The following is a 20,356-nucleotide window of genomic DNA, read 5'->3' as shown; positions in this document are numbered from 1 at the left end:
AATCAGTGCTCTTCAGACGCCATCGACAGATAGACGATCGTCAGAACCATGAAGATAAAGGCTTGCAGCGTAATGATCAGGATGTGGAAAATGGCCCACGGCACATTCAGAACCCACTGTGACCACCACGGCAGAAGACCCGCGATCAGAATGAAAATCAGCTCACCCGCATACATGTTGCCGAACAGTCGCAGACCCAGTGAAACAGGTTTGGACAGCAGGCTAACGCCTTCCAGGATCAGGTTGACCGGAATAAACGCCCAGTGGTTGAACGGCTGCAAGGTAAGCTCTTTCACAAAGCCGCTTACGCCTTTCATTTTGATGCTGTAGAAAAGAATCAGGATAAACACGCCCAGCGCCATCGACAGGGTGATGTTCACGTCCGCAGACGGTACAACACGCAGTGCAGGCAGGCCGAAGATGTGCTCGCCAATAAATGGCAGCAGATCGATTGGCAGCAGGTCCATCAGGTTCATCAGGAAGACCCAAACGAACACGGTCAGCGCCAGCGGAGCAATCAGCTTGCTCTTGCCATGGTACATGTCTTTGACGCTGCCATGGACGAAGCCGATGATCATTTCGATGAAGGTCTGGAATTTCCCTGGTACACCGCTGGTCGCTCGTTTAGCAACACCGCGGAACATGGCCAGGAACAGAAGACCCAAAACCACCGAGAAGAACATGGAGTCGATGTTGATCGTCCAGAAGGTGGCCGGGGGGTTATGTGGATCCACCAGCGAGAATGTACGCAGGTCCAGCTGAAGGTTATTCAGATGGTGACCTATGTAATCCTGCGGCGTCATATTTTCTGAAGCCATGATGCCTTTTACCCTTTGTTATTGATTACAGCTGGAGCCAGAACTTGTACCACCAGCACCAAAACCCACGTTGCTATCAGCGGCATGAAGACCACTTTCAAAACCGCCAGCGCCATCACCAGTAGAGCAAAGGTCAGCAACACCTTACACACTTCGCCGAGGGCGAAGGACCAGGCCACGCGGCCTTTGGCAGGTGTATGCGCCTGATGACGCCAGGCAAAAATCATAAACAACACGTTTGGCAGCACAACCGCCAAACCCCCGCACACGGCGGAGATGCCCCAGAAGGGGTCTTTGAGGCTAAACAGCAGTCCACTTGCTATCACAGCCAGAAACTGAATGAACAGAAGCTTACGAGCAACGTTTCTACTCAAGAGCGACACAGACATCACGTTTTTACTCCTGCTCCCTTCGAGGTATGCCGCGTGTCGTATAAAACGTCCTTTAAGGCTCAGAGTCAAGCATCAAAAAGCGGTCAAATTATACGGTGCGCACCCGTGATTTCAAACATTAAGTAGCGAAAAGGTGAATAAATGTTTAAATATTTTTCCCCACCGCTATTTTTTAACTTTCGCTGAAAGCGTCAACCTTCGACCAAAACTGCAAACAGCGCGAAAACGTTGTCGATAAAGCGTGCACGAGATCACAAAACACACATTTGCGATAAGGTTGTATTTATCAAAGGCGCAAATCGCAGAAATTTATCTTTATGAAATTAAACGCAAAATGTCGCAACTATTTTCAAAACAGCCCAGTACACAATAAAAACCTTTTATTGACATTCTTAATAAATAATTAACATTGCGTTCTGGTTACTGCCTTCCACTTTTAGCAGACTTATATTTTCAAGGATGACTATCTTCTCGGTGAATAACGATTGCTTCGTTAACCGGAAGAAAAACCTTAGTGAAGCAGCGGTTAAAAGCTCCTCGGTAAATCCCCGGTAGTTGTGCTGTTTTTTAACATGATAAGAACAGCACGAATTCCACATTTTTTATTAATTTTTTAAAAATTGTTTGGCTTAATTATCACCAGGTGTCGTTCGCCTTCGAGCTGAGGAATCTGTAATTTCTCAATAGACTCGACAGCAAAACCGTCCGGAAGCTGTTCAATCTCATCGCCTGGCAACTGCCCTTTCAGTGCATAAAAGCGGCCATTCTCCGCAGGTAAGTGCTTGCACCAGCTCACCATATCGTTGAGCGACGCAAATGCGCGGCTGATAACCCCGTCAAACGGCGGCTCTGCCGGGAACTCCTCTACCCTGCTCTGCACGGGCGTGATGTTTTCAAGCTTCAGCTCATGCTGTACCTGGCGTAAAAAGCGCACGCGTTTGCCAAGGCTGTCCAGCAGCGTGAAATGGCTCTCAGGGCGAACAATCGACAGCGGAATACCCGGCAGACCCGGGCCCGTCCCCACGTCGATAAAGCGTTCACCTTTCAGCCAGGGAGCAACCACGATGCTGTCGAGAATGTGGCGAACGAGCATCTCGTTGGGGTCGCGAACAGACGTCAGGTTGTACGCTTTGTTCCATTTGTTCAGCATATCGACATAGGCCACCAGCTGATTTTTCTGGTGATCGGTGAGCGAAATACCTGCCTGATCCAGCAGACGAGAGAGTTTGTTGAGCACGGTGAATACCTGTTGAGAGTTTTTTTGCCCGGTGGCGCTGCCGCTTACCGGGCCTACGAATAAGTAGGGCGGGTCAGCGAAGCGCCACCCGCCAAAAGCAATGTCAATTACGCGCTACGGCGCAACATGCCCTGCTTTTTCAGCCACACCAGCAGGATCGAAATCGCCGCCGGGGTCACGCCCGAGATGCGGGATGCCTGACCGATCGACACCGGTTTGTGATCGTTCAGCTTGGCGATCACTTCGTTGGAAAGGCCCGTCACCTGGCGGTAGTCCAGCATTTCCGGCAGCAGCGTGTTTTCGTTACGCTGCTGTTTTTCGATCTCATCCTGCTGACGGGCGATGTAACCTTCGTACTTCACCTGGATCTCGACCTGCTCTGCTGCTTCAGCGTCTTCCAGGCCCGGCGCGAACGCGGTCAGTTTGACCAGGTTCTCGTAGGTGACTTCTGGACGGCGCAGCAGATCTTCACCGCTGGCTTCGCGCGACAGCGGCGCGGTTAAGTGAGCGTTCACTTCAGCAGCGGTTTCCGCCTGCGGATTCACCCATGTGGTTTTCAGACGCTGACGTTCCTGCTCAATGCGCTCCAGCTTCTCGTTGAAGCGCGCCCAGCGCTCGTCATCGACCAGACCCAGCTCGCGGCCCATTTCGGTCAGACGCAGGTCGGCGTTATCTTCACGCAGCATCAGGCGATATTCCGCGCGAGAGGTAAACATACGGTACGGTTCTTTGGTACCCAGCGTGCAGAGATCGTCAACCAGCACGCCCAGATAAGCCTGAGAACGCGCCGGAGCCCAGCCCTCTTTCTCAGCAGAGAAGCGCGCGGCGTTCAGACCGGCAAGCAGGCCCTGTGCAGCCGCTTCTTCGTAGCCGGTGGTGCCGTTAATCTGACCCGCGAAGAACAGACCGTGGATGAATTTGCTCTCCAGGGTCGGCTTCAGGTCACGCGGATCGAAGAAATCGTACTCAATAGCGTAGCCAGGGCGAACGATTTTTGCGTTCTCCATACCCTGCATTGAGCGAACAATTTGCATCTGTACGTCGAACGGCAGGCTGGTGGAGATGCCGTTCGGGTAAATTTCGTTTGAGGTCAACCCCTCCGGCTCCAGGAAGATCTGGTGCTGGTTGCGATCGGCAAAGCGCATCACTTTGTCTTCGATCGACGGGCAGTAGCGTGGACCGATCCCTTCGATCACGCCGGCGTACATCGGGCTGCGATCGAGGTTATTGCGGATCACGTCATGGGTTTTCTCGTTGGTGTGCGTGATGTAGCACGGCACCTGCTGCGGATGCTGTGCCGCATTGCCCATAAACGAGAAGACCGGCATTGGGTTATCACCGTGCTGTTGCGCCAGCACGCTGAAATCAATGGTGCGCGCATCAATACGCGGCGGCGTGCCGGTTTTCAGGCGGCTGACGCGTAGCGGCAGCTCGCGCAGACGGCGAGACAATGGGATAGACGGCGGATCGCCAGCACGGCCGCCGCTGTAGTTATCCAGCCCAATATGAATTTTACCGTCAAGGAAGGTACCCACGGTCAACACCACGGCTTTGGCGCGGAATTTGAGGCCCATCTGGGTCACGGCGCCCACGACGCGATCGTTCTCAACGATAAGATCTTCAACCGCCTGCTGGAAGATCATCAGGTTCGGCTGGTTCTCCAGCGCGGTACGTACCGCCTGGCGATAAAGTACGCGGTCTGCCTGAGCACGGGTCGCACGCACAGCGGGGCCTTTACTGGCGTTTAGTATCCTAAACTGAATGCCTGCGTGATCGATCGCCTTCGCCATCAGGCCGCCAAGTGCATCCACTTCTTTTACCAGGTGTCCTTTCCCAATGCCGCCAATCGCCGGATTACAGGACATTTGTCCCAGCGTGTCGATATTGTGCGTCAAAAGCAGGGTCTGCTGACCCATTCGCGCTGCGGCCATTGCGGCCTCAGTGCCAGCGTGACCCCCGCCAATGATGATGACGTCAAAAGGATCCTGATAAAACATGGTGGTCTGCCTCGCGTAAAGCGGTAAGAAAATGGATTGAAGCCCGGGCCGTGGATTCTACTCAACTTTAGTCTTTCGAGAAAGCATTGGGATCCTGGGCTATTAAAAAGAAGATCTTTTTATTTAGAGATCTGTTCTATTGTGATCTCTTATTAGGATCGCGAACCCGTGTGGATAAGTCCGATCTCATAAAGAAGATCATACAGTTAGAAAGGATCGTTTGCTGTGAATGATCGGTGATCCTGGGCCGTATAAGCTGGGATCAGATCGCGACTTTATACACAGGCTAAAAACTGCGCTACGGTTGTTCTTTGGATAAATACGGGTTAATACGAGCTTTTAACCAGACTTATCCACATCTGTTCGCGCGATCTTTAATCGTTTTTGAGTAAATTTTTCCATTCCGCGAGCCAGATCTCGGCTGGATCCTCCGGAATGTCATGATCGAGGATGTTGATCTTGAGTGTTTCGCCCAGCTGTTTTGCTCCGCAGGAGGTCACAGCGGCTTCGACTTTCTCTATTGCCCCGCAAAAGGTGTCATATTCACGACTGCCGATCCCCACTGCGCCAAAACGGACGTTTGACAGGTCGGGCTGCTGTTCCAGCAATTCGTCATATAAAGGTTGCAGGTTGTCCGGCAGATCGCCAGCGCCGTGCGTGGAGGTGATCAGCAGCCAGACCCCGTCAGTCGGGAGATCTTCCAGCAACGGGCCGTGCAGGGTTTCCGTAGAAAAGCCCGCCTCTTCCAGCTTTTCAGCCAGATGTTCCGCTACGTATTCTGCACCACCCAGGGTGCTGCCGCTGATAAGGGTAATGTCCGCCATTGATCGCTCGCTCAGATAAAGAGACGGCCATTGTACGCTGTGAACGAGTTGGGATCTACCTGTGGAAAATGTGGGAATGAATTTGCCCGATCACGGGCGGATGGTACGCATGATCGGGTTTTGCAGGGAGATCAGGGTCTCGGTGGACTGAATTTCATCGATTGTTTGGATCTTGTTGATAAGTACCTGCTGGAGTGCGTCGATAGATCGGCACATGACCTTAATAAAGATGCTGTAGTGCCCGGTGGTGTAGTACGCCTCGGTGACTTCATCCAGCGCGTTTAGCTTCGCCAGGGCGGAGGGGTAGTCTTTTGCGCTTTTTAGAATGATGCCGATGAAGCAGCAGACGTCGTAACCCAGCTGCTTCGGGCTGACGTCAATGCGCGCGCCGGTAATGATCCCCGCCTGCTTCATCTTCTCTACGCGAACGTGGATGGTGCCCGGACTGACGCCAAACTGCTTCGCCAGTTCGGCGTAGGCGGTACGGGCATTGGCCATTAACGCCTCCAGAATGCCGCGGTCGAGATTGTCGATCTGATAATTTTCCATAGCTTTTTCTTATGAAGATTAATGAATCACTCTATTCTAGCGCCTTATTTTATCGAATCAAAAGTGAAGGCGGCTTTTTGTTGATGGGTTATTGAATAAGGTGCCATTTCTGTTGCTTAATCAATATCAACAGGACGCAGGAGTATAAATAATGAAAACCGCTTACATCGCAAAACAACGCCAGATCAGTTTCGTAAAATCCCATTTTTCCCGCCAGCTTGAAGAGAAGCTTGGGCTGATTGAAGTCCAGGCCCCGATCCTCAGCCGCGTGGGTGACGGAACGCAGGATAACCTCTCTGGATGCGAAAAAGCGGTACAGGTAAAAGTGAAAACGCTGCCAGACGCCCAGTTCGAAGTGGTTCATTCACTGGCGAAGTGGAAGCGTCAGACCCTGGGACAACATGACTTCAGCGCGGGCGAAGGGCTCTACACGCACATGAAAGCCCTTCGCCCCGATGAAGACCGCCTGTCTCCCATTCATTCCGTTTACGTTGACCAGTGGGACTGGGAGCGCGTGATGGGCGATGGCGAGCGCCACGTTGGCACGCTGAAGTCTACCGTTGAGGCGATCTACGCCGGGATCAAAGCGACCGAAGCGGCCGTAAGCAAAGCGTTTGGTCTGGCACCGTTCCTGCCGGAAACGATCCACTTTGTACACAGCCAGGAATTGCTGACCCGTTTCCCGGATCTGGATGCCAAAGGCCGCGAGCGGGCGATCGCCAAAGAGCTCGGTGCGGTGTTCCTGATTGGGATCGGCGGCAAACTGTCTGATGGCAAACGCCACGACGTTCGTGCGCCGGATTATGATGACTGGAGCACCACCGGTGAGGGGGAATTTGCCGGTCTGAACGGCGATATTCTTGTCTGGAACCCGGTACTGGAAGACGCATTCGAGCTTTCTTCTATGGGGATCCGCGTGGATGCTGATGCGCTGAAGCGCCAGCTGGCGGTGACCGGCGATGAAGATCGTCTCAAACTGGAGTGGCACCAGGCGCTGCTGCGTGGGGAAATGCCGCAGACGATTGGCGGCGGTATCGGCCAGTCCCGTCTGACCATGCTGCTGCTTCAGCTGCCCCATATTGGTCAGGTGCAGTGTGGCGTCTGGCCGCAGCAGGTGCGTGAAAGCGTCGGTTCTCTTCTGTAATTAACGCTGCCAGCGTCTGAGCAGGCGGCTACGCAACCCGGTATCAAAGCGCCAGATATGATCGAAGATGCGCATGATGCCGGGTTTTCCATGGGCGGACATCGCCACCGCATGAAAACGGTGCTGATGCACACGCTGTAATTCCTTCACTTTATTGACCACGTCATCCGGCAGCCGCTGGGCAATAAAATCGGATATCACTACCGCGTCAGCGTCATACCAGTCGCCGCCCTGCATCCGCTCTACGATGCTGCGAAAACAGCTGGCCAGATCGGTTCCGCCGCGAAAGCGCTGGCTCAGGAAGCGGATTGCCTGCTCGATCCCCTGCTGGTTCGTCAGCTCATAGCCCACGACTTCGCTGGAGAACAGCATAATGAAGCAGCGACGGCGATCGGCGAGCGCCACGCGCATCAGCGCCAGACAGAACGCCTTTGCACACTGCTCGTTAAACCCGCCCATTGAGCCGGACGTATCCACGCAGACAATAAATGGCCCGCGCGGCTGTTCGTCAAAATCCTGATGAATGACCGGCCGCTGGCTGGTTTTCTCGCGCCAGGCTTCGCCGTGCAGCCGGTAGGTGAGGAGCTGTTTTTCCACCAGCCGACGGTAAAACTCGTACTCCAGCTCGGTCATCCCGAGCGTGCTCAGCTCCGTGGGCAGCAGGCGCAGAATATCATCGCTCTGCTGGAGCCCGTCGACCTGCTCTGGAACGGTGGCCGGCTCACGCACCAGGGTGCGGAAGGTTTCCATCGGGGCGTCCTTCTTTGGAACCGACTTTGCCTCCCTTGAACGTCCCAGCTGTTCTGCAAGCTTCATCAGCTCGGGCTGCTGCGCCAGAAAATCACCGTACTTGACGATCAGCTGATAGTCCCCGCGCCGAAGCTGGCCGGCGCTCATATCCCAGAGACGCCCTGCGGCGTTCTCATTCTCCACCAGCACCTGCTCAAGCTGGCCGCTTAAGGTCATGCGTTCCTGAACTTCACTGAGCAGCTGCTCGCGCTCTTCATCCAGCAGCTGCTGGTTTAGCGTCGTGGCCTGCACCACCAGGCTGAGACGCCAGCGCTGTAAAAAGAGGGTGTGCAGTGCGGGAGTGAACGTGGCGTTGTCCGTGACCAGCCCCCGGGCCCGGCTGGCAAACGGGGAGTGGACCTTGTCGAGCAACGTCAGGGTTTGCGGAAGCTGGACGATAAACTGCGACGTGGAAAGTCGCTGGCACTGCTGATAGCAGGCCACTTCTTCCGTTAACTCAGGGGGGACTTCGGTCTCTTTAAACCGTTGACGCAGATTATCCCGCCAGCGCGGAAGATCGTCGGTCATCGCCTTTTTGAGCTTCGGAAATTTTTCAAAGAAGGCCGCCAGCTGCGGTGAAGCCAGAAGGGTTATGACTACTTCTTCGATCAACCCTTCCTCGCTGACGGCCAGCATGACGTTAAGCGTATCCAGGGTTAGCATTGACGCGCCTGTTTGATCTGCGCGCTGACGTCCTGCAGGCTGGCTTCGATGCGGCCTAACCAGTCGCTATGGATAAAGAGGCATTTTTGCTGCTCGCTAAAGCGGGTGTGCTGCTGGTGCCATTCGGTGTCCAGCGCGTCCAGCTGCTGCTTAATCTCTTCAGGGACGCTCTCAGAGGCGGTTCCCGGAAGCGCAAGACGCGAGCCCTGCAGGCTGACGTCGCGGATCACCAGGTGCTGGCTGCTGTCTACTTCCATATTCAGCGGCTGCGCAAAACCGATGCCGTTGAGCTTTCCGCGGATCTCTCCGCCCTTATCCAGCCACTGCGCCAGCGCCTCGCGCTCAATCGTCACGTGCACCACCTGCATGTCATGCAGCTTGAGCGGCTGCTGGAGCAGCAGGGTCAGCGTCGTGCTGGTGAGTTCGGCGGGTAATTCATAGTGCGGTTTGCGGGCGAACATCCCCCCCAGGCGATTCACTTTCAGCGCGGTTTTATCACTTTGCTGCTGCTGAAGCTGGATGCGCCGCTGGGCAATCGCCCCCAGCTGATTGAGCATCGCCTGCTGTCCCCAGGCGTGTCCGGTCATCAAAACGTCGAGCTGCTGCTGCATCAGATTCATGCCTTCCGCGTCGTGCCAGAGGCAGTCTTTCAGCAGGATCAGATCGATGGGCGCAACGGCATCGCGACCGCTGAACAGGGCGCTGGCCTGCAGCAGGCGGATCGCTTTTTTCCAGCGGCGATCGGAGACATAGGGGGCAGAGGGCAGTAAATCAAGCTGCTGGCGCAGCATGAAGATCAGCTCGAAGAGGGAATCAGGCAGCTTAATTTTACCGATCTCTTCCTGCCACTGGTAATACTCCTCGTCTGATACCTGCAATGACGCTGCTACCGGGTTCTCGTTCTCATCCTGCTGGCTGACCAGCATGGAACGGAAGTTGGACTTATCCTGCACTTTGTCCAGCCACAGGCGGATCAGCATACGGTCATACAGCGCTTCCAGGCTGCTGTCGGCTTCAGGCAGTTCGTTTGAGGCGGCCACCAGCAGGCGCATCGGGATTTTCTCTTCACTGGCGCCGTTGCGGAACCGACGTTCGTTTATCGCCGTGAGCAGGGTGTTCAGAATGGCCGGGCCGGCTTTCCAGATCTCATCAAGGAAGACAATTTCTGCCTCAGGCAGATACCCCGCTGTCAGGCGCTCGTAGCGCCCTTCATCTTTCAGCGCCTGAATGGAAAGGGGGCCAAACACCTCTTCCGGGGTGGAAAAGCGGGTCATCAGGTATTCAAACGCGCGGGCGTTCTTAAAAGCAAACTTAAGCCTGCGGGCAATCAGGCTTTTGGCGATGCCCGGCGGCCCAAGCAGAAACACGCTTTCACCGCTCAATGCTGCCAGTAAACAGAGGCGAATGGCGTGGCTACGCTCGAAAAGGCCTTTCTCCAGCGCGCTGCTGAGGCGGGAAATTCTTTCTGCTAATAAATGTGAGTGAGCCATAATAGTTTTGCATCCTTTCGCCGTCGTGGCGGCCAATTGAAGCGAGTATAGACGTTTCAGTCAGGGCTGGTAATAGGCTGAAGTGCGGCGCAATTTTCTTTGCGCTACATTAATGCGGTTGCATTTAGGGGTACGATTTTGCAATGAATCGTGCATACTGTGCGCTTTTTGTGGGCCAAGGGACCAGGAACACATTTGTTATTTAAACGAAAAGACTAGTCTATGAGCACTGATAATAAGCAATCATTACCCGCAATTACGCTTGCGGCGATCGGGGTTGTCTACGGTGATATCGGCACCAGCCCGCTTTATACGCTTCGTGAATGTTTGTCCGGCCAGTTTGGCTTTGGTGTTGAGCGCGATGCCGTGTTTGGCTTCCTGTCCCTCATCTTCTGGCTGCTGATTCTGGTCGTTTCCGTTAAGTATCTCTCCTTCGTTATGCGCGCTGATAACGCGGGCGAAGGCGGTATCCTGACCCTGATGTCCCTTGCAGGGCGCAACACCTCCGCCAGAATGACCTCCGTTCTGGTGATTATCGGCCTGATTGGCGGCAGCTTCTTCTACGGAGAGGTGGTTATCACGCCCGCGATTTCGGTCCTCTCGGCGATAGAGGGGCTGGAGATTATCGCGCCACAGCTTGATACGTGGGTGGTCCCGCTGGCGATAATCGTGTTGACGCTGCTGTTTGTGATCCAGAAGCACGGTACCGGGCTGGTGGGAAAACTGTTTGCGCCGATTATGCTGGCCTGGTTCCTGATCCTGGCGGCGCTCGGTTTACGCAGCATTATCGCGAACCCGGAAGTGCTGCATGCGCTGAACCCATACTGGGCCGTGCATTTCTTCCTCGAATACAAAGTAGTTTCCTTCGTGGCGCTGGGGGCGGTCGTGCTCTCCATCACCGGTGTGGAAGCGCTGTATGCGGATATGGGTCACTTCGGAAAGCTGCCTATCCGCGTGGCCTGGTTTTTGGTTGTGCTGCCGTCGCTGGTGCTCAACTACTTCGGCCAGGGCGCGCTGTTGCTCAAAAACCCGGAGGCGATCAAGAACCCGTTCTTCCTGCTGGCGCCTGACTGGGCGCTGGTGCCGATGCTGATCCTGGCGACGCTGGCGACCGTCATTGCCTCTCAGGCGGTGATTTCCGGCGTGTTTTCTCTGACGCGCCAGGCCGTGCGTCTGGGGTATCTCTCACCGATGCGCATCATTCATACCTCAGAGATGGAGTCGGGCCAGATCTACATCCCGTTCGTTAACTGGCTGCTCTACTTCGCTGTTGTGATTGTGATTGTCAGCTTCGAGCACTCCAGCAACCTGGCGGCGGCGTACGGTATTGCGGTAACCGGTACGATGGTGCTGACATCGCTTCTCTCCACCACGGTGGCATACCGTAACTGGCACTGGAATAAGTTCCTCGTGGCGATGATTCTGGTGGGCTTCCTGTGTATTGACGTGCCGCTGTTCTCTGCGAACCTCGACAAGATTGTCTCCGGCGGCTGGCTGCCGCTGACGCTGGGGCTGGTGATGTTCATCGTCATGACCACCTGGAAAAGCGAGCGCTTCCGCCTGCTGCGCCGTATGCATGAGCACGGGAATTCTCTGGAGGCGATGATCGCGTCGCTGGAGAAATCCCCGCCGGTCCGCGTGCCCGGCACCGCGGTGTACATGTCTCGCGCCCTGAACGTCATCCCGTTTGCGCTGATGCATAACCTCAAGCACAACAAAGTGCTGCACGAGCGCGTGATCCTGCTGACGCTGCGTACCGAAGATGCGCCATATGTTCACAACGTACGCCGCGTGCAGATTGAGCAGCTCTCCCCGACCTTCTGGCGCGTGGTGGCAAGCTACGGCTGGCGCGAAACGCCGAACGTGGAAGAGGTGTTCCACCGCTGCGGTCTGGAAGGCTTAAGCTGCCGCATGATGGAGACGTCGTTCTTTATGTCCCATGAGTCGCTGATCATCGGCAAGCGCCCGTGGTACCTGCGCCTGCGCGGTAAGCTGTATCTCATCCTGCAACGTAACGCCCTGCGTGCGCCTGACCAGTTTGAGATCCCGCCTAACCGCGTGATAGAGCTGGGTACGCAGGTCGAGATTTAAGTCCTTTCGAAAATGCCGGGTGGCGCTGCGCTTACCCGGCCTACCAAACCCGTAGGCCCGTGCAAGCGAAGCGCCGCAGGGCAATTTCTCCCATCAATATTTCACTTAGCGAAACGTTTCGACGTCGATCACAAATCTGTTACGTCATGGTGGTTTTCTGAACATTTCTGGCGCTACACTCCTTTTAGCGAAACGTTTCGCTAGTGGAGCAAGAAAATGAAGAAAGGCACTGTACTCAACTCAGAAATCTCGTCGGTTATTTCCCGTCTTGGGCATACCGATACGCTGGTGGTTTGCGATGCAGGCTTACCGGTTCCGCGCAGCACAACCCGTATTGATATGGCGTTAACGCAGGGTGTTCCTTCGTTTATGCAGGTACTGGACGTGGTGACCGCGGAGATGCAGGTTGAGGCGGCCATTCTCGCGGCGGAAATCAAACAACATAATCCGCAGCTCCACGAAACGTTGCTCAGCCATCTTGAGCAGCTGCAACAACACCAGGGAAACACCATCGAAATTCGTTACACAACGCACGAACAATTCAAACAACAAACCGCAGACAGTCAGGCGGTGATTCGCAGCGGGGAGTGTTCCCCGTATGCGAATATCATTCTCTGTGCTGGCGTCACCTTCTGAGGCCATCATGGACGCATTACTGCAACTCAAAGGGATCGATAAGTCGTTCCCGGGCGTAAAAGCCCTCTCCGGCGCGGCGCTGAACGTTTATCCCGGGCGTGTAATGGCGCTGGTGGGCGAAAACGGTGCCGGCAAATCCACCATGATGAAAGTGCTGACCGGGATCTATCAACGCGATGCCGGTTCACTCCTCTGGCTGGGTAAAGAAACCACCTTCACTGGCCCGAAATCTTCTCAGGAAGCGGGTATCGGCATTATTCACCAGGAGCTGAACCTGATCCCGCAGCTCACCATTGCGGAGAACATCTTCCTCGGCCGTGAGTTCGTGAACCGCTTCGGCAAGATCGACTGGAAAACCATGTATGCCGAAGCCGACAAGCTGCTGGCGAAACTGAATCTGCGCTTTAAGAGCGACCGCCTGGTGGGCGATCTCTCCATCGGCGATCAGCAGATGGTGGAAATCGCGAAGGTGCTGAGCTTCGAGTCGAAAGTCATCATCATGGATGAACCGACAGACGCCCTGACCGATACCGAAACCGAATCCCTGTTCCGCGTTATCCGCGAGCTGAAATCACAGGGGCGCGGGATTGTCTATATCTCTCACCGCATGAAAGAGATCTTTGAAATCTGCGATGACGTCACCGTTTTCCGCGACGGGCAGTTTATTGCCGAGCGAGAAGTGGCCACGCTGACGGAAGATACGCTCATCGAAATGATGGTGGGACGCAAGCTTGAAGATCAGTATCCGCATCTGGATAAAGCGCCGGGTGAGATCCGCCTGAAGGTGGATAACCTCTGCGGCCCGGGTGTGAACGACGTGACCTTTACCCTGCGCCAGGGCGAGATCCTGGGCGTGGCGGGCCTGATGGGCGCGGGACGTACCGAGCTGATGAAAGTGTTGTACGGCGCACTGCCGCGCACCAGTGGGTATGTCACCCTCGACGGCCATGAAGTGGTCACCCGCTCCCCGCAGGATGGTCTGGCGAACGGCATCGTCTATATCTCCGAAGACCGCAAACGCGACGGCTTAGTGCTGGGCATGTCGGTAAAAGAGAACATGTCCCTGACCGCGCTGCGCTATTTCAGCCACAGCGGCGGCAGCCTGAAGCATAAAGACGAGCAGCAGGCGGTCAGCGATTTTATCCGTCTCTTTAACGTTAAAACGCCGTCGATGGAGCAGGCGATTGGCCTGTTGTCCGGCGGGAATCAGCAGAAAGTGGCGATTGCGCGCGGGCTGATGACGCGCCCGAAAGTGTTGATCCTCGATGAGCCAACCCGCGGCGTGGACGTGGGGGCGAAGAAAGAGATCTATCAGCTGATTAACCAGTTTAAGGCCGACGGTCTGAGCATCATTCTGGTCTCTTCCGAGATGCCAGAAGTATTAGGCATGAGCGATCGCATTATCGTCATGCATGAAGGGCATCTCGGCGGTGAATTCACTCGCGAGCAGGCCACCCAGGAAGTTCTGATGGCTGCCGCTGTGGGCAAGCTTAATCGCGTGAATCAGGAGTAAGAAGATGACTACCCAGGCTGTTTCTGGTCGCCGCTATTTCACAAAGGCGTGGCTGATGGAACAAAAATCGCTCATTGCCCTGCTGGTGCTGATCGCGATTGTGTCGACCATGAGCCCGAATTTCTTCACCGTAAATAACCTGTTCAACATTCTGCAGCAGACGTCGGTGAACGCCATTATGGCGGTCGGCATGACGCTGGTGATTTTGACCTCAGGGATCGATCTGTCCGTCGGTTCCCTGCTGGCCCTCACCGGCGCGATCGCCGCTTCGCTGGTCGGGATTGAAGTCAACGCGCTGGTGGCCGTGGCCGCGGCTCTGGCGGCAGGCGCGGCGATTGGTGCAGTCACCGGCGTGATTGTGGCAAAAGGCCGCGTTCAGGCGTTCATCGCGACGCTGGTGATGATGCTGCTGCTGCGCGGTGTGACCATGGTGTATACCAACGGCAGCCCGGTCAATACCGGCTTCACCGATAACGCCGATCTGTTTGGCTGGTTCGGTATCGGTCGCCCGCTGGGTGTCCCGACCCCGGTCTGGATCATGGCTATCGTCTTCCTGGCGGCGTGGTACATGCTGCACCATACCCGTCTGGGTCGTTATATCTATGCGCTGGGTGGTAACGAAGCGGCAACGCGCTTGTCCGGGATTAGCGTTAATAAAGTCAAAGTTATCGTGTACTCCCTGTGCGGTCTGCTGGCGTCACTGGCGGGCATCATCGAAGTGGCGCGCCTCTCTTCCGCGCAGCCGACGGCGGGTACGGGGTATGAGCTGGATGCTATTGCAGCAGTGGTTCTGGGCGGTACGAGTCTGGCGGGCGGTAAAGGTCGCATTGTTGGGACATTGATCGGCGCACTGATTCTCGGTTTCCTGAATAATGGTTTGAATTTGTTAGGTGTTTCCTCCTATTACCAGATGATCGTTAAGGCAGTGGTGATTTTGCTGGCGGTACTGGTAGACAACAAAAAACAGTAACTGACGACACTACAGGACATCTTAGATATGAACATGAAAAAACTGGCTACCCTGGTTTCTGCTGTCGCGCTGAGCGCAACCGTAAGTGCTAACGCCATGGCGAAAGATACCATCGCGCTGGTTGTCTCTACGCTGAACAACCCGTTCTTCGTCTCCCTGAAGGACGGTGCGCAGAAAGAAGCGGATAAACTGGGCTACAACCTGGTGGTACTGGATTCACAGAACAACCCGGCGAAAGAGCTGGCTAACGTTCAGGACTTAACCGTTCGTGGCACCAAAATTCTGCTGATCAACCCAACCGATTCCGATGCCGTAGGCAACGCCGTGAAAATGGCAAACCAGGCGAAGATCCCGGTGATCACCCTGGACCGTCAGGCAACGAAAGGCGAAGTAGTGAGCCACATTGCGTCTGACAACGTGCTGGGCGGCAAAATTGCGGGTGACTACATCGCGAAGAAAGCCGGCGAAGGCGCTAAAGTCATCGAACTGCAGGGGATTGCCGGTACGTCTGCCGCCCGCGAGCGTGGCGAAGGTTTCCAGCAGGCGGTTGCAGCGCACAAATTCAACGTACTGGCTAGCCAGCCGGCAGACTTCGACCGTACTAAAGGTCTGAACGTCATGCAGAACCTGCTGACCGCACATCCTGACGTGCAGGCGGTATTCGCGCAGAACGACGAAATGGCGCTGGGCGCGCTGCGCGCTCTGCAGACTGCAGGTAAATCTGATGTGATGGTTGTCGGATTTGACGGCACGCCGGATGGTGAAAAAGCAGTAAACGATGGCAAACTGGCTGCGACCATCGCTCAGCTGCCTGAGCAGATTGGCGCGACTGGCGTTGAAACTGCCGACAAAGTGCTGAAGGGCGAAAAAGTTCAGGCTAAATACCCTGTTGACCTGAAGCTGGTTATCAAGCAGTAAAAGGCGAATCAGGCCGTCACGGCGGCCTGAGGGACACCAATAAAGAAAAGTGTGGCATACGCCACCGGGTAACACCGGTGGCGCTCTCAGATGGACAACCCAACCATGAAAACCGCAGGCAACCTCGTCGTCCTTGGCAGTATCAATGCCGATCACATTCTTAACCTTGAATCGTTCCCTGCACCGGGCGAAACCGTCACGGGTAACCAGTATCAGGTCGCATTCGGCGGTAAAGGGGCAAACCAGGCCGTCGCTGCCGGTCGCAGCGGGGCGAATATTGCGTTTATCGCCTGCACGGGCGATGACGATACCGGTGAGCGCGTACGCAAGCAGCTGGCGAGCGACAACATCGATATCGCACCGGTCAGCGTTGTTGCAGGGGAATCTACCGGCGTGGCGCTGATTTTCGTCAACGCAGAAGGTGAGAATGTCATCGGTATTCATGCTGGCGCTAACGCAGCGCTGACGACGGAGCGCGTGGAAGCGCAACGTGCAATCATTGGCGGCGCCGAGGCCCTGCTGATGCAGCTTGAGTCGCCGGTTGAAAGCGTGCTGGCCGCGGCCAAAATTGCGCATGAAAATCATACCACTGTCGTACTTAACCCGGCCCCAGCCCGTGTATTATCAGACGAGCTGCTGGCGCTGGTGGATATCATCACGCCGAACGAAACCGAAGCCGAAAAGCTGACGGGCATTCGCGTAGAAAACGATGACGATGCCGCGACAGCCGCGCGTGCGCTGCACGACAAAGGCATCGGAACCGTGATCATCACCCTGGGCAGCCGAGGGGTATGGGCAAGCGTAAACGGTGAAGGCCGTCGCGTGCCGGGCTTTAAGGTGAAGGCGATTGATACCATCGCAGCGGGAGACACCTTCAATGGTGCGCTGGTGACCGCGCTGCTGGAAGGCAAGAAAATGGATGATGCGATCCGCTTCGCGCATGCCGCTGCCGCGATTGCGGTGACGCGCAAGGGCGCTCAGCCTTCCGTTCCGTGGCGTAAAGAGATCGATGAATTCTTAAGTCAGCAGGGGTAACGCTTGGCCACAATGAAAGATGTCGCCCGCCTGGCGGGCGTTTCTACCTCGACGGTGTCTCACGTCATTAATAACGATCGCTTCGTCAGCGAGGCGATTCGGGAAAAAGTCGAAGCGGCAGTAAAAGATCTCAACTATGCGCCGTCTGCACTGGCGCGCAGCCTTAAGCTCAACCAGACGCGTACGATCGGTATGCTGATCACCGCCAGTACCAACCCCTTTTATTCTGAGCTGGTTCGCGGCGTGGAGCGCAGCTGCTTCGAGCGTGGCTACAGCCTGGTGCTGTGCAATACCGAAGGGGACGAGCAGCGCATGAACCGTAACCTGGAAACGCTGATGCAAAAACGCGTCGACGGGCTACTGCTGCTGTGTACCGAAACGCACCAGCCGTCGAAAGAGATTATCCAGCGCTATCCCTCCATTCCCACGGTGATGATGGACTGGGCGCCGTTCGACGGCACCAGCGACCTCATTCAGGATAATTCTCTGCTGGGGGGTGATATGGCCACCCAGTATCTGATCGATAAAGGCTATACTCGCATTGCCTGTATTACCGGTCCGCTGGACAAAACCCCGGCGCGTTTGCGTCTGGAAGGATATCTCGCCGCGATGGCGCGGGCGGGACTTTCCGTGCCGGAAGGGTATCGTATTACCGGTGATTTTGAGTTTCACGGTGGTTTTGAAGCGATGCAGACGCTGCTGGCGCAACCGCAGCGTCCGCAGGCGGTGTTTATTGGCAACGACGCCATGGCGTTTGGCGCCTATCAGGCGTTATATCAGGCCGGTTTGCGCGTTCCTCATGATATGGCGGTAATCGGCTACGATGATATCGAGCTGGCCAGCTATATGACGCCGCCGCTCACCACCATTCATCAGCCAAAAGATGAACTGGGCGAGCTGGCCATCGATGTGTTGATCCACCGAATGGCTCAGCCCACGCTGCAGCAGCAGCGCCTGCAGCTTACTCCTGTTCTGATGGAACGCGGTTCGGTTTAGCTTTCTCTTTGTGACGCTCTTTAATCAGGTTTCGGCCGTCTTTCGGTTTTAACAGCATAAAGACCAGCGCTGAAACGACGGTGAGTGCGCCCATGGTGATAAAGGTATAGTGGAACTGCTCGACGGTGTTCGCGCTGTCGAAACCTTCATAAAACCGCAGTACCGCCGCACTCACGGCAACCCCTAAACTGATCGACAGCTGCTGTGTGACTGCCAGCACGCTGTTGCCGCTACTGGCGTTCTCGTCGGTCAGATCCGCAAGGGTGATGGTGTTCATCGATGTGAACTGCGTCGACATCGCCATGCCCAGCACAAACAGCGGCAGGATCAGCATCCAGACGGGAAGCGAGGCGGACTGCAGCGAGAACTGCGCAATCATCAGACCGATAAAGACCGTCACGCCAACCAGCGTCTTGCGATAGCCAAACCAGCGTAGCACCTGCGTCACGGTCGATTTTGCCAGAATCGAGCCCATCGCCGTGGGCGCCATCATGCAGCCGGCAATCAGCGCCGAATAGCCGAAACCAACCTGCAGCATCAGCGGCATCAGGAACGGTACGCAGCCCGTCCCCAGACGCGAGGCAATGTTTCCCGCGATCCCGACGGAAAACGTTCGGGTGTTGAAGAGCCCAAGAGAGATTAACGGCGTCGGATGGCGGCGCGCGTGACGTATATAAAGAAGGAAAAGCAGAATCCCGGCGAGGATAACGGAGAGCGCGATCCACGTCGCGACGATCTTCTCGCCAAACAGCTCCATCCCGCTGGAGAAGAGCACCAGGCTCAGGCCAAACAGGAAGAAGCCGCCCATATCGAAGCTGCGTCTTGGCGTGGTGAAGTTCGGCATATATTTGCGGGCATACAGCAGCCCCGCAACGCCAATCGGAATATTAATCAGGAAGATCCAGTGCCAGCTTGCCCAGGTGACAAACACGCCACCGAGTACCGGGCCAAGTATCGGGCCGACCAGTCCCGGCATGGTGACGAAGTTGAGCACGGGAAGCAGTTCGCTTCGAGGATAGGCTCGTAATAAGGCAAGGCGCGCCACGGGCATCATCATCGCGCCGCCAATGCCCTGTAATACGCGGAAGATAACCAGCTCCGTTAAGGACGAGGAGAGCGCGCAGGCCAGCGAACCGAGCGTAAAGAGCGTTACGGCCAGCATGAAAACTCTGCGGGTGCCGAAGCGGTCGGCCAGCCAGCCGCTAACGGGGATCAGCATCGCGACCGTCAGGGTATAGCTGATGATGGCGGACTGCATCGCCAGCGGGGAACGGTTGAGGCTTTGCGCAATAGCGGGAAGCGCGGTGTTGAGGATGGTGGCATCCAGTGCCTGCATAAAAAACGCCATGGCTGCAATCCACGGCAATCCGGCCATGCTGCGCGCTTTTTTCTTTGTCATTTATTTACCTGCTGGTGGGTTGGCGCTGCCAGCAATGCCTGGCACGCACTCAGGGCTCGCTGCCCGTCGCTTTCCTGAATGGCATCCACTATCGCCTGGTGCCATTCCAGTTTTACCACGTCGTCTTGTGTAATAGAGGTAAAGTAAGTGTGGTACACCGAATGGAATAAAGAGGCAAAAGAGGTGAGGAACGGATTGGCGCTCATCATATAGATATGTTCATGCCAGGCCATATCGACCTCAACCCAGCGTTCGCGGTTGAAGTGTTTTTTCAGGAACACCATCTCTTCCATCAACGCATTAAGCTGCGCTTTCTGCTCCGCTGTTCCAAGCGTGGCAGCAAGCAGACATGCCTGAGGCTCAAGGCTACTGCGCATTACCAGAAAGTGATCGATCACCTGATGAAAGTTGTCTTCCGTCATCCACCAGGAGAGCAGCTCCTGATCGAGAAAATTCCAGTTACTTTGTGGCATCACGCGCGTGCCAATACGAGGGCGCGGAAGCACCATACCTTTTGCCGTCAGGGTTTTCACCGCTTCGCGCACGGCGGTACGGCTCACCCCAAACTGCTCACCCAGCTCCATTTCCCCCGGCAGGATGCTTCCCGGGGCATATTTACCCGCTAAAATCCGCTGAGCCAGCTTTTCGGCCAGCACATAAGACAGGTTTTTTTGGGCGGCCAGCTGTTGCGCGCTTAATGGCATCGCTTTTATTCCTTAAAGATTCATGCTGATAATTATGCCACCGCGAATGTGATTGTGGTTGCAGATACATCAAATAGAACAATTTGTAGCTTGATTTCACCTCTGTTGGTGAAAAAAAACGCGGATGGAAACTTTTTTTAAATTTCCTCTTGTCACATCAGAATAACTCCCTATAATGCGCCTCCACTGAC

18 protein-coding genes are annotated in these 20,356 nt (G+C 55.5%); 8 read left to right on the top strand and 10 right to left on the bottom strand.

Annotation, left to right across the window (positions count from 1 at the left end; all coding sequences use genetic code 11):
- Positions 1 to 2: 2 nt before the first annotated feature.
- The 6 genes from atpB to asnC all read right to left on the bottom strand — a co-directional run bounded on the left by atpB (position 3) and on the right by asnC (position 5,817).
- Positions 3 to 818, bottom strand: a complete 816-nt coding sequence (gene atpB, locus HMPREF3143_RS17915) for a F0F1 ATP synthase subunit A (protein ID WP_008500193.1) — start codon at positions 816 to 818, stop codon at positions 3 to 5.
- Positions 819 to 826: 8 nt separating this feature from the next.
- Entirely contained in the window at positions 827 to 1,207 is a 381-nt protein-coding gene (atpI, locus tag HMPREF3143_RS17910; RefSeq protein ID WP_008500194.1) for a F0F1 ATP synthase subunit I, read from the bottom strand.
- Positions 1,208 to 1,823: 616 nt separating this feature from the next.
- On the bottom strand, positions 1,824 to 2,447 hold the full coding sequence (gene rsmG / locus HMPREF3143_RS17905; RefSeq protein WP_008500195.1) for a 16S rRNA (guanine(527)-N(7))-methyltransferase RsmG: 624 nt from the start codon (positions 2,445 to 2,447) through the stop codon (positions 1,824 to 1,826).
- Between the two features lie 107 nt (positions 2,448 to 2,554).
- A complete protein-coding gene (mnmG, locus tag HMPREF3143_RS17900) occupies positions 2,555 to 4,444 on the bottom strand; it encodes a tRNA uridine-5-carboxymethylaminomethyl(34) synthesis enzyme MnmG (RefSeq protein WP_008500196.1) in 1,890 nt (629 codons plus the stop codon).
- Between the two features lie 374 nt (positions 4,445 to 4,818).
- Positions 4,819 to 5,268 (bottom strand): FMN-binding protein MioC, encoded by a 450-nt coding sequence (mioC, locus tag HMPREF3143_RS17895; protein ID WP_008500197.1) that lies wholly within the window; start codon positions 5,266 to 5,268, stop codon positions 4,819 to 4,821.
- Between the two features lie 90 nt (positions 5,269 to 5,358).
- The gene (gene asnC / locus HMPREF3143_RS17890; protein ID WP_008500198.1) at positions 5,359 to 5,817 is read right to left on the bottom strand and encodes a transcriptional regulator AsnC; all 459 of its coding nucleotides are present in this window, start codon (positions 5,815 to 5,817) and stop codon (positions 5,359 to 5,361) included.
- 151 nt (positions 5,818 to 5,968) lie between these two features.
- On the opposite strand from asnC, the gene asnA reads away from it, so the two are divergent.
- Positions 5,969 to 6,961: an aspartate--ammonia ligase gene (gene asnA / locus HMPREF3143_RS17885; protein WP_039267126.1), complete on the top strand. Its 993-nt coding sequence runs from the start codon at positions 5,969 to 5,971 to the stop codon at positions 6,959 to 6,961.
- Here the strand turns inward: asnA and viaA are convergent, their stop codons facing one another.
- Positions 6,962 to 8,413, bottom strand: a complete 1,452-nt coding sequence (gene viaA / locus HMPREF3143_RS17880) for an ATPase RavA stimulator ViaA (RefSeq protein WP_070533898.1) — start codon at positions 8,411 to 8,413, stop codon at positions 6,962 to 6,964.
- Entirely contained in the window at positions 8,407 to 9,903 is a 1,497-nt protein-coding gene (ravA, locus tag HMPREF3143_RS17875; protein ID WP_070533893.1) for an ATPase RavA, read from the bottom strand. Before ravA ends, viaA begins: the two co-directional genes overlap by 7 nt.
- Positions 9,904 to 10,125: 222 nt before the next feature.
- Here ravA and kup point away from each other — a divergent pair, with 222 nt between their 5' ends.
- From kup to rbsR, 7 genes are all read left to right on the top strand, one after another.
- A complete protein-coding gene (kup, locus tag HMPREF3143_RS17870; protein WP_021242659.1) occupies positions 10,126 to 11,994 on the top strand; it encodes a low affinity potassium transporter Kup in 1,869 nt (622 codons plus the stop codon).
- A 216-nt stretch (positions 11,995 to 12,210) separates the two neighbouring features.
- Positions 12,211 to 12,630, top strand: a complete 420-nt coding sequence (gene rbsD / locus HMPREF3143_RS17865; protein WP_008503495.1) for a D-ribose pyranase — start codon at positions 12,211 to 12,213, stop codon at positions 12,628 to 12,630.
- Positions 12,631 to 12,637: 7 nt separating this feature from the next.
- Complete coding sequence (rbsA, locus tag HMPREF3143_RS17860; protein WP_021242658.1) at positions 12,638 to 14,143, top strand: ribose ABC transporter ATP-binding protein RbsA; 1,506 nt, start codon at positions 12,638 to 12,640, stop codon at positions 14,141 to 14,143.
- Positions 14,144 to 14,147: 4 nt separating this feature from the next.
- Complete coding sequence (rbsC, locus tag HMPREF3143_RS17855; RefSeq protein WP_021242657.1) at positions 14,148 to 15,113, top strand: ribose ABC transporter permease; 966 nt, start codon at positions 14,148 to 14,150, stop codon at positions 15,111 to 15,113.
- A gap of 27 nt (positions 15,114 to 15,140) precedes the next feature.
- Complete coding sequence (rbsB, locus tag HMPREF3143_RS17850; protein ID WP_010426610.1) at positions 15,141 to 16,031, top strand: ribose ABC transporter substrate-binding protein RbsB; 891 nt, start codon at positions 15,141 to 15,143, stop codon at positions 16,029 to 16,031.
- Positions 16,032 to 16,136: 105 nt separating this feature from the next.
- A complete protein-coding gene (gene rbsK, locus HMPREF3143_RS17845) occupies positions 16,137 to 17,066 on the top strand; it encodes a ribokinase (protein ID WP_008503499.1) in 930 nt (309 codons plus the stop codon).
- Between the two features lie 3 nt (positions 17,067 to 17,069).
- Positions 17,070 to 18,062, top strand: coding sequence for a ribose operon transcriptional repressor RbsR (gene rbsR / locus HMPREF3143_RS17840; RefSeq protein WP_021242654.1), 993 nt, complete (start codon positions 17,070 to 17,072; stop codon positions 18,060 to 18,062).
- On the opposite strand, the gene mdtD is transcribed toward rbsR, so the two are convergent.
- Positions 18,028 to 19,461: a multidrug transporter subunit MdtD gene (mdtD, locus tag HMPREF3143_RS17835; protein WP_070533891.1), complete on the bottom strand. Its 1,434-nt coding sequence runs from the start codon at positions 19,459 to 19,461 to the stop codon at positions 18,028 to 18,030. The genes rbsR and mdtD overlap by 35 nt on opposite strands.
- A complete protein-coding gene (locus tag HMPREF3143_RS17830) occupies positions 19,458 to 20,165 on the bottom strand; it encodes a FadR/GntR family transcriptional regulator (protein WP_021242652.1) in 708 nt (235 codons plus the stop codon). The genes mdtD and HMPREF3143_RS17830 overlap by 4 nt, the downstream gene beginning before the upstream one ends.
- Between the last annotated feature and the right edge of the window lie 191 nt (positions 20,166 to 20,356).

The organism is Enterobacter sp. HMSC16D10, from assembly GCF_001807145.1.
GTDB lineage: Bacteria > Pseudomonadota > Gammaproteobacteria > Enterobacterales > Enterobacteriaceae > Enterobacter > Enterobacter roggenkampii.
This window is presented reverse-complemented; position numbering and strand designations above follow the sequence as displayed.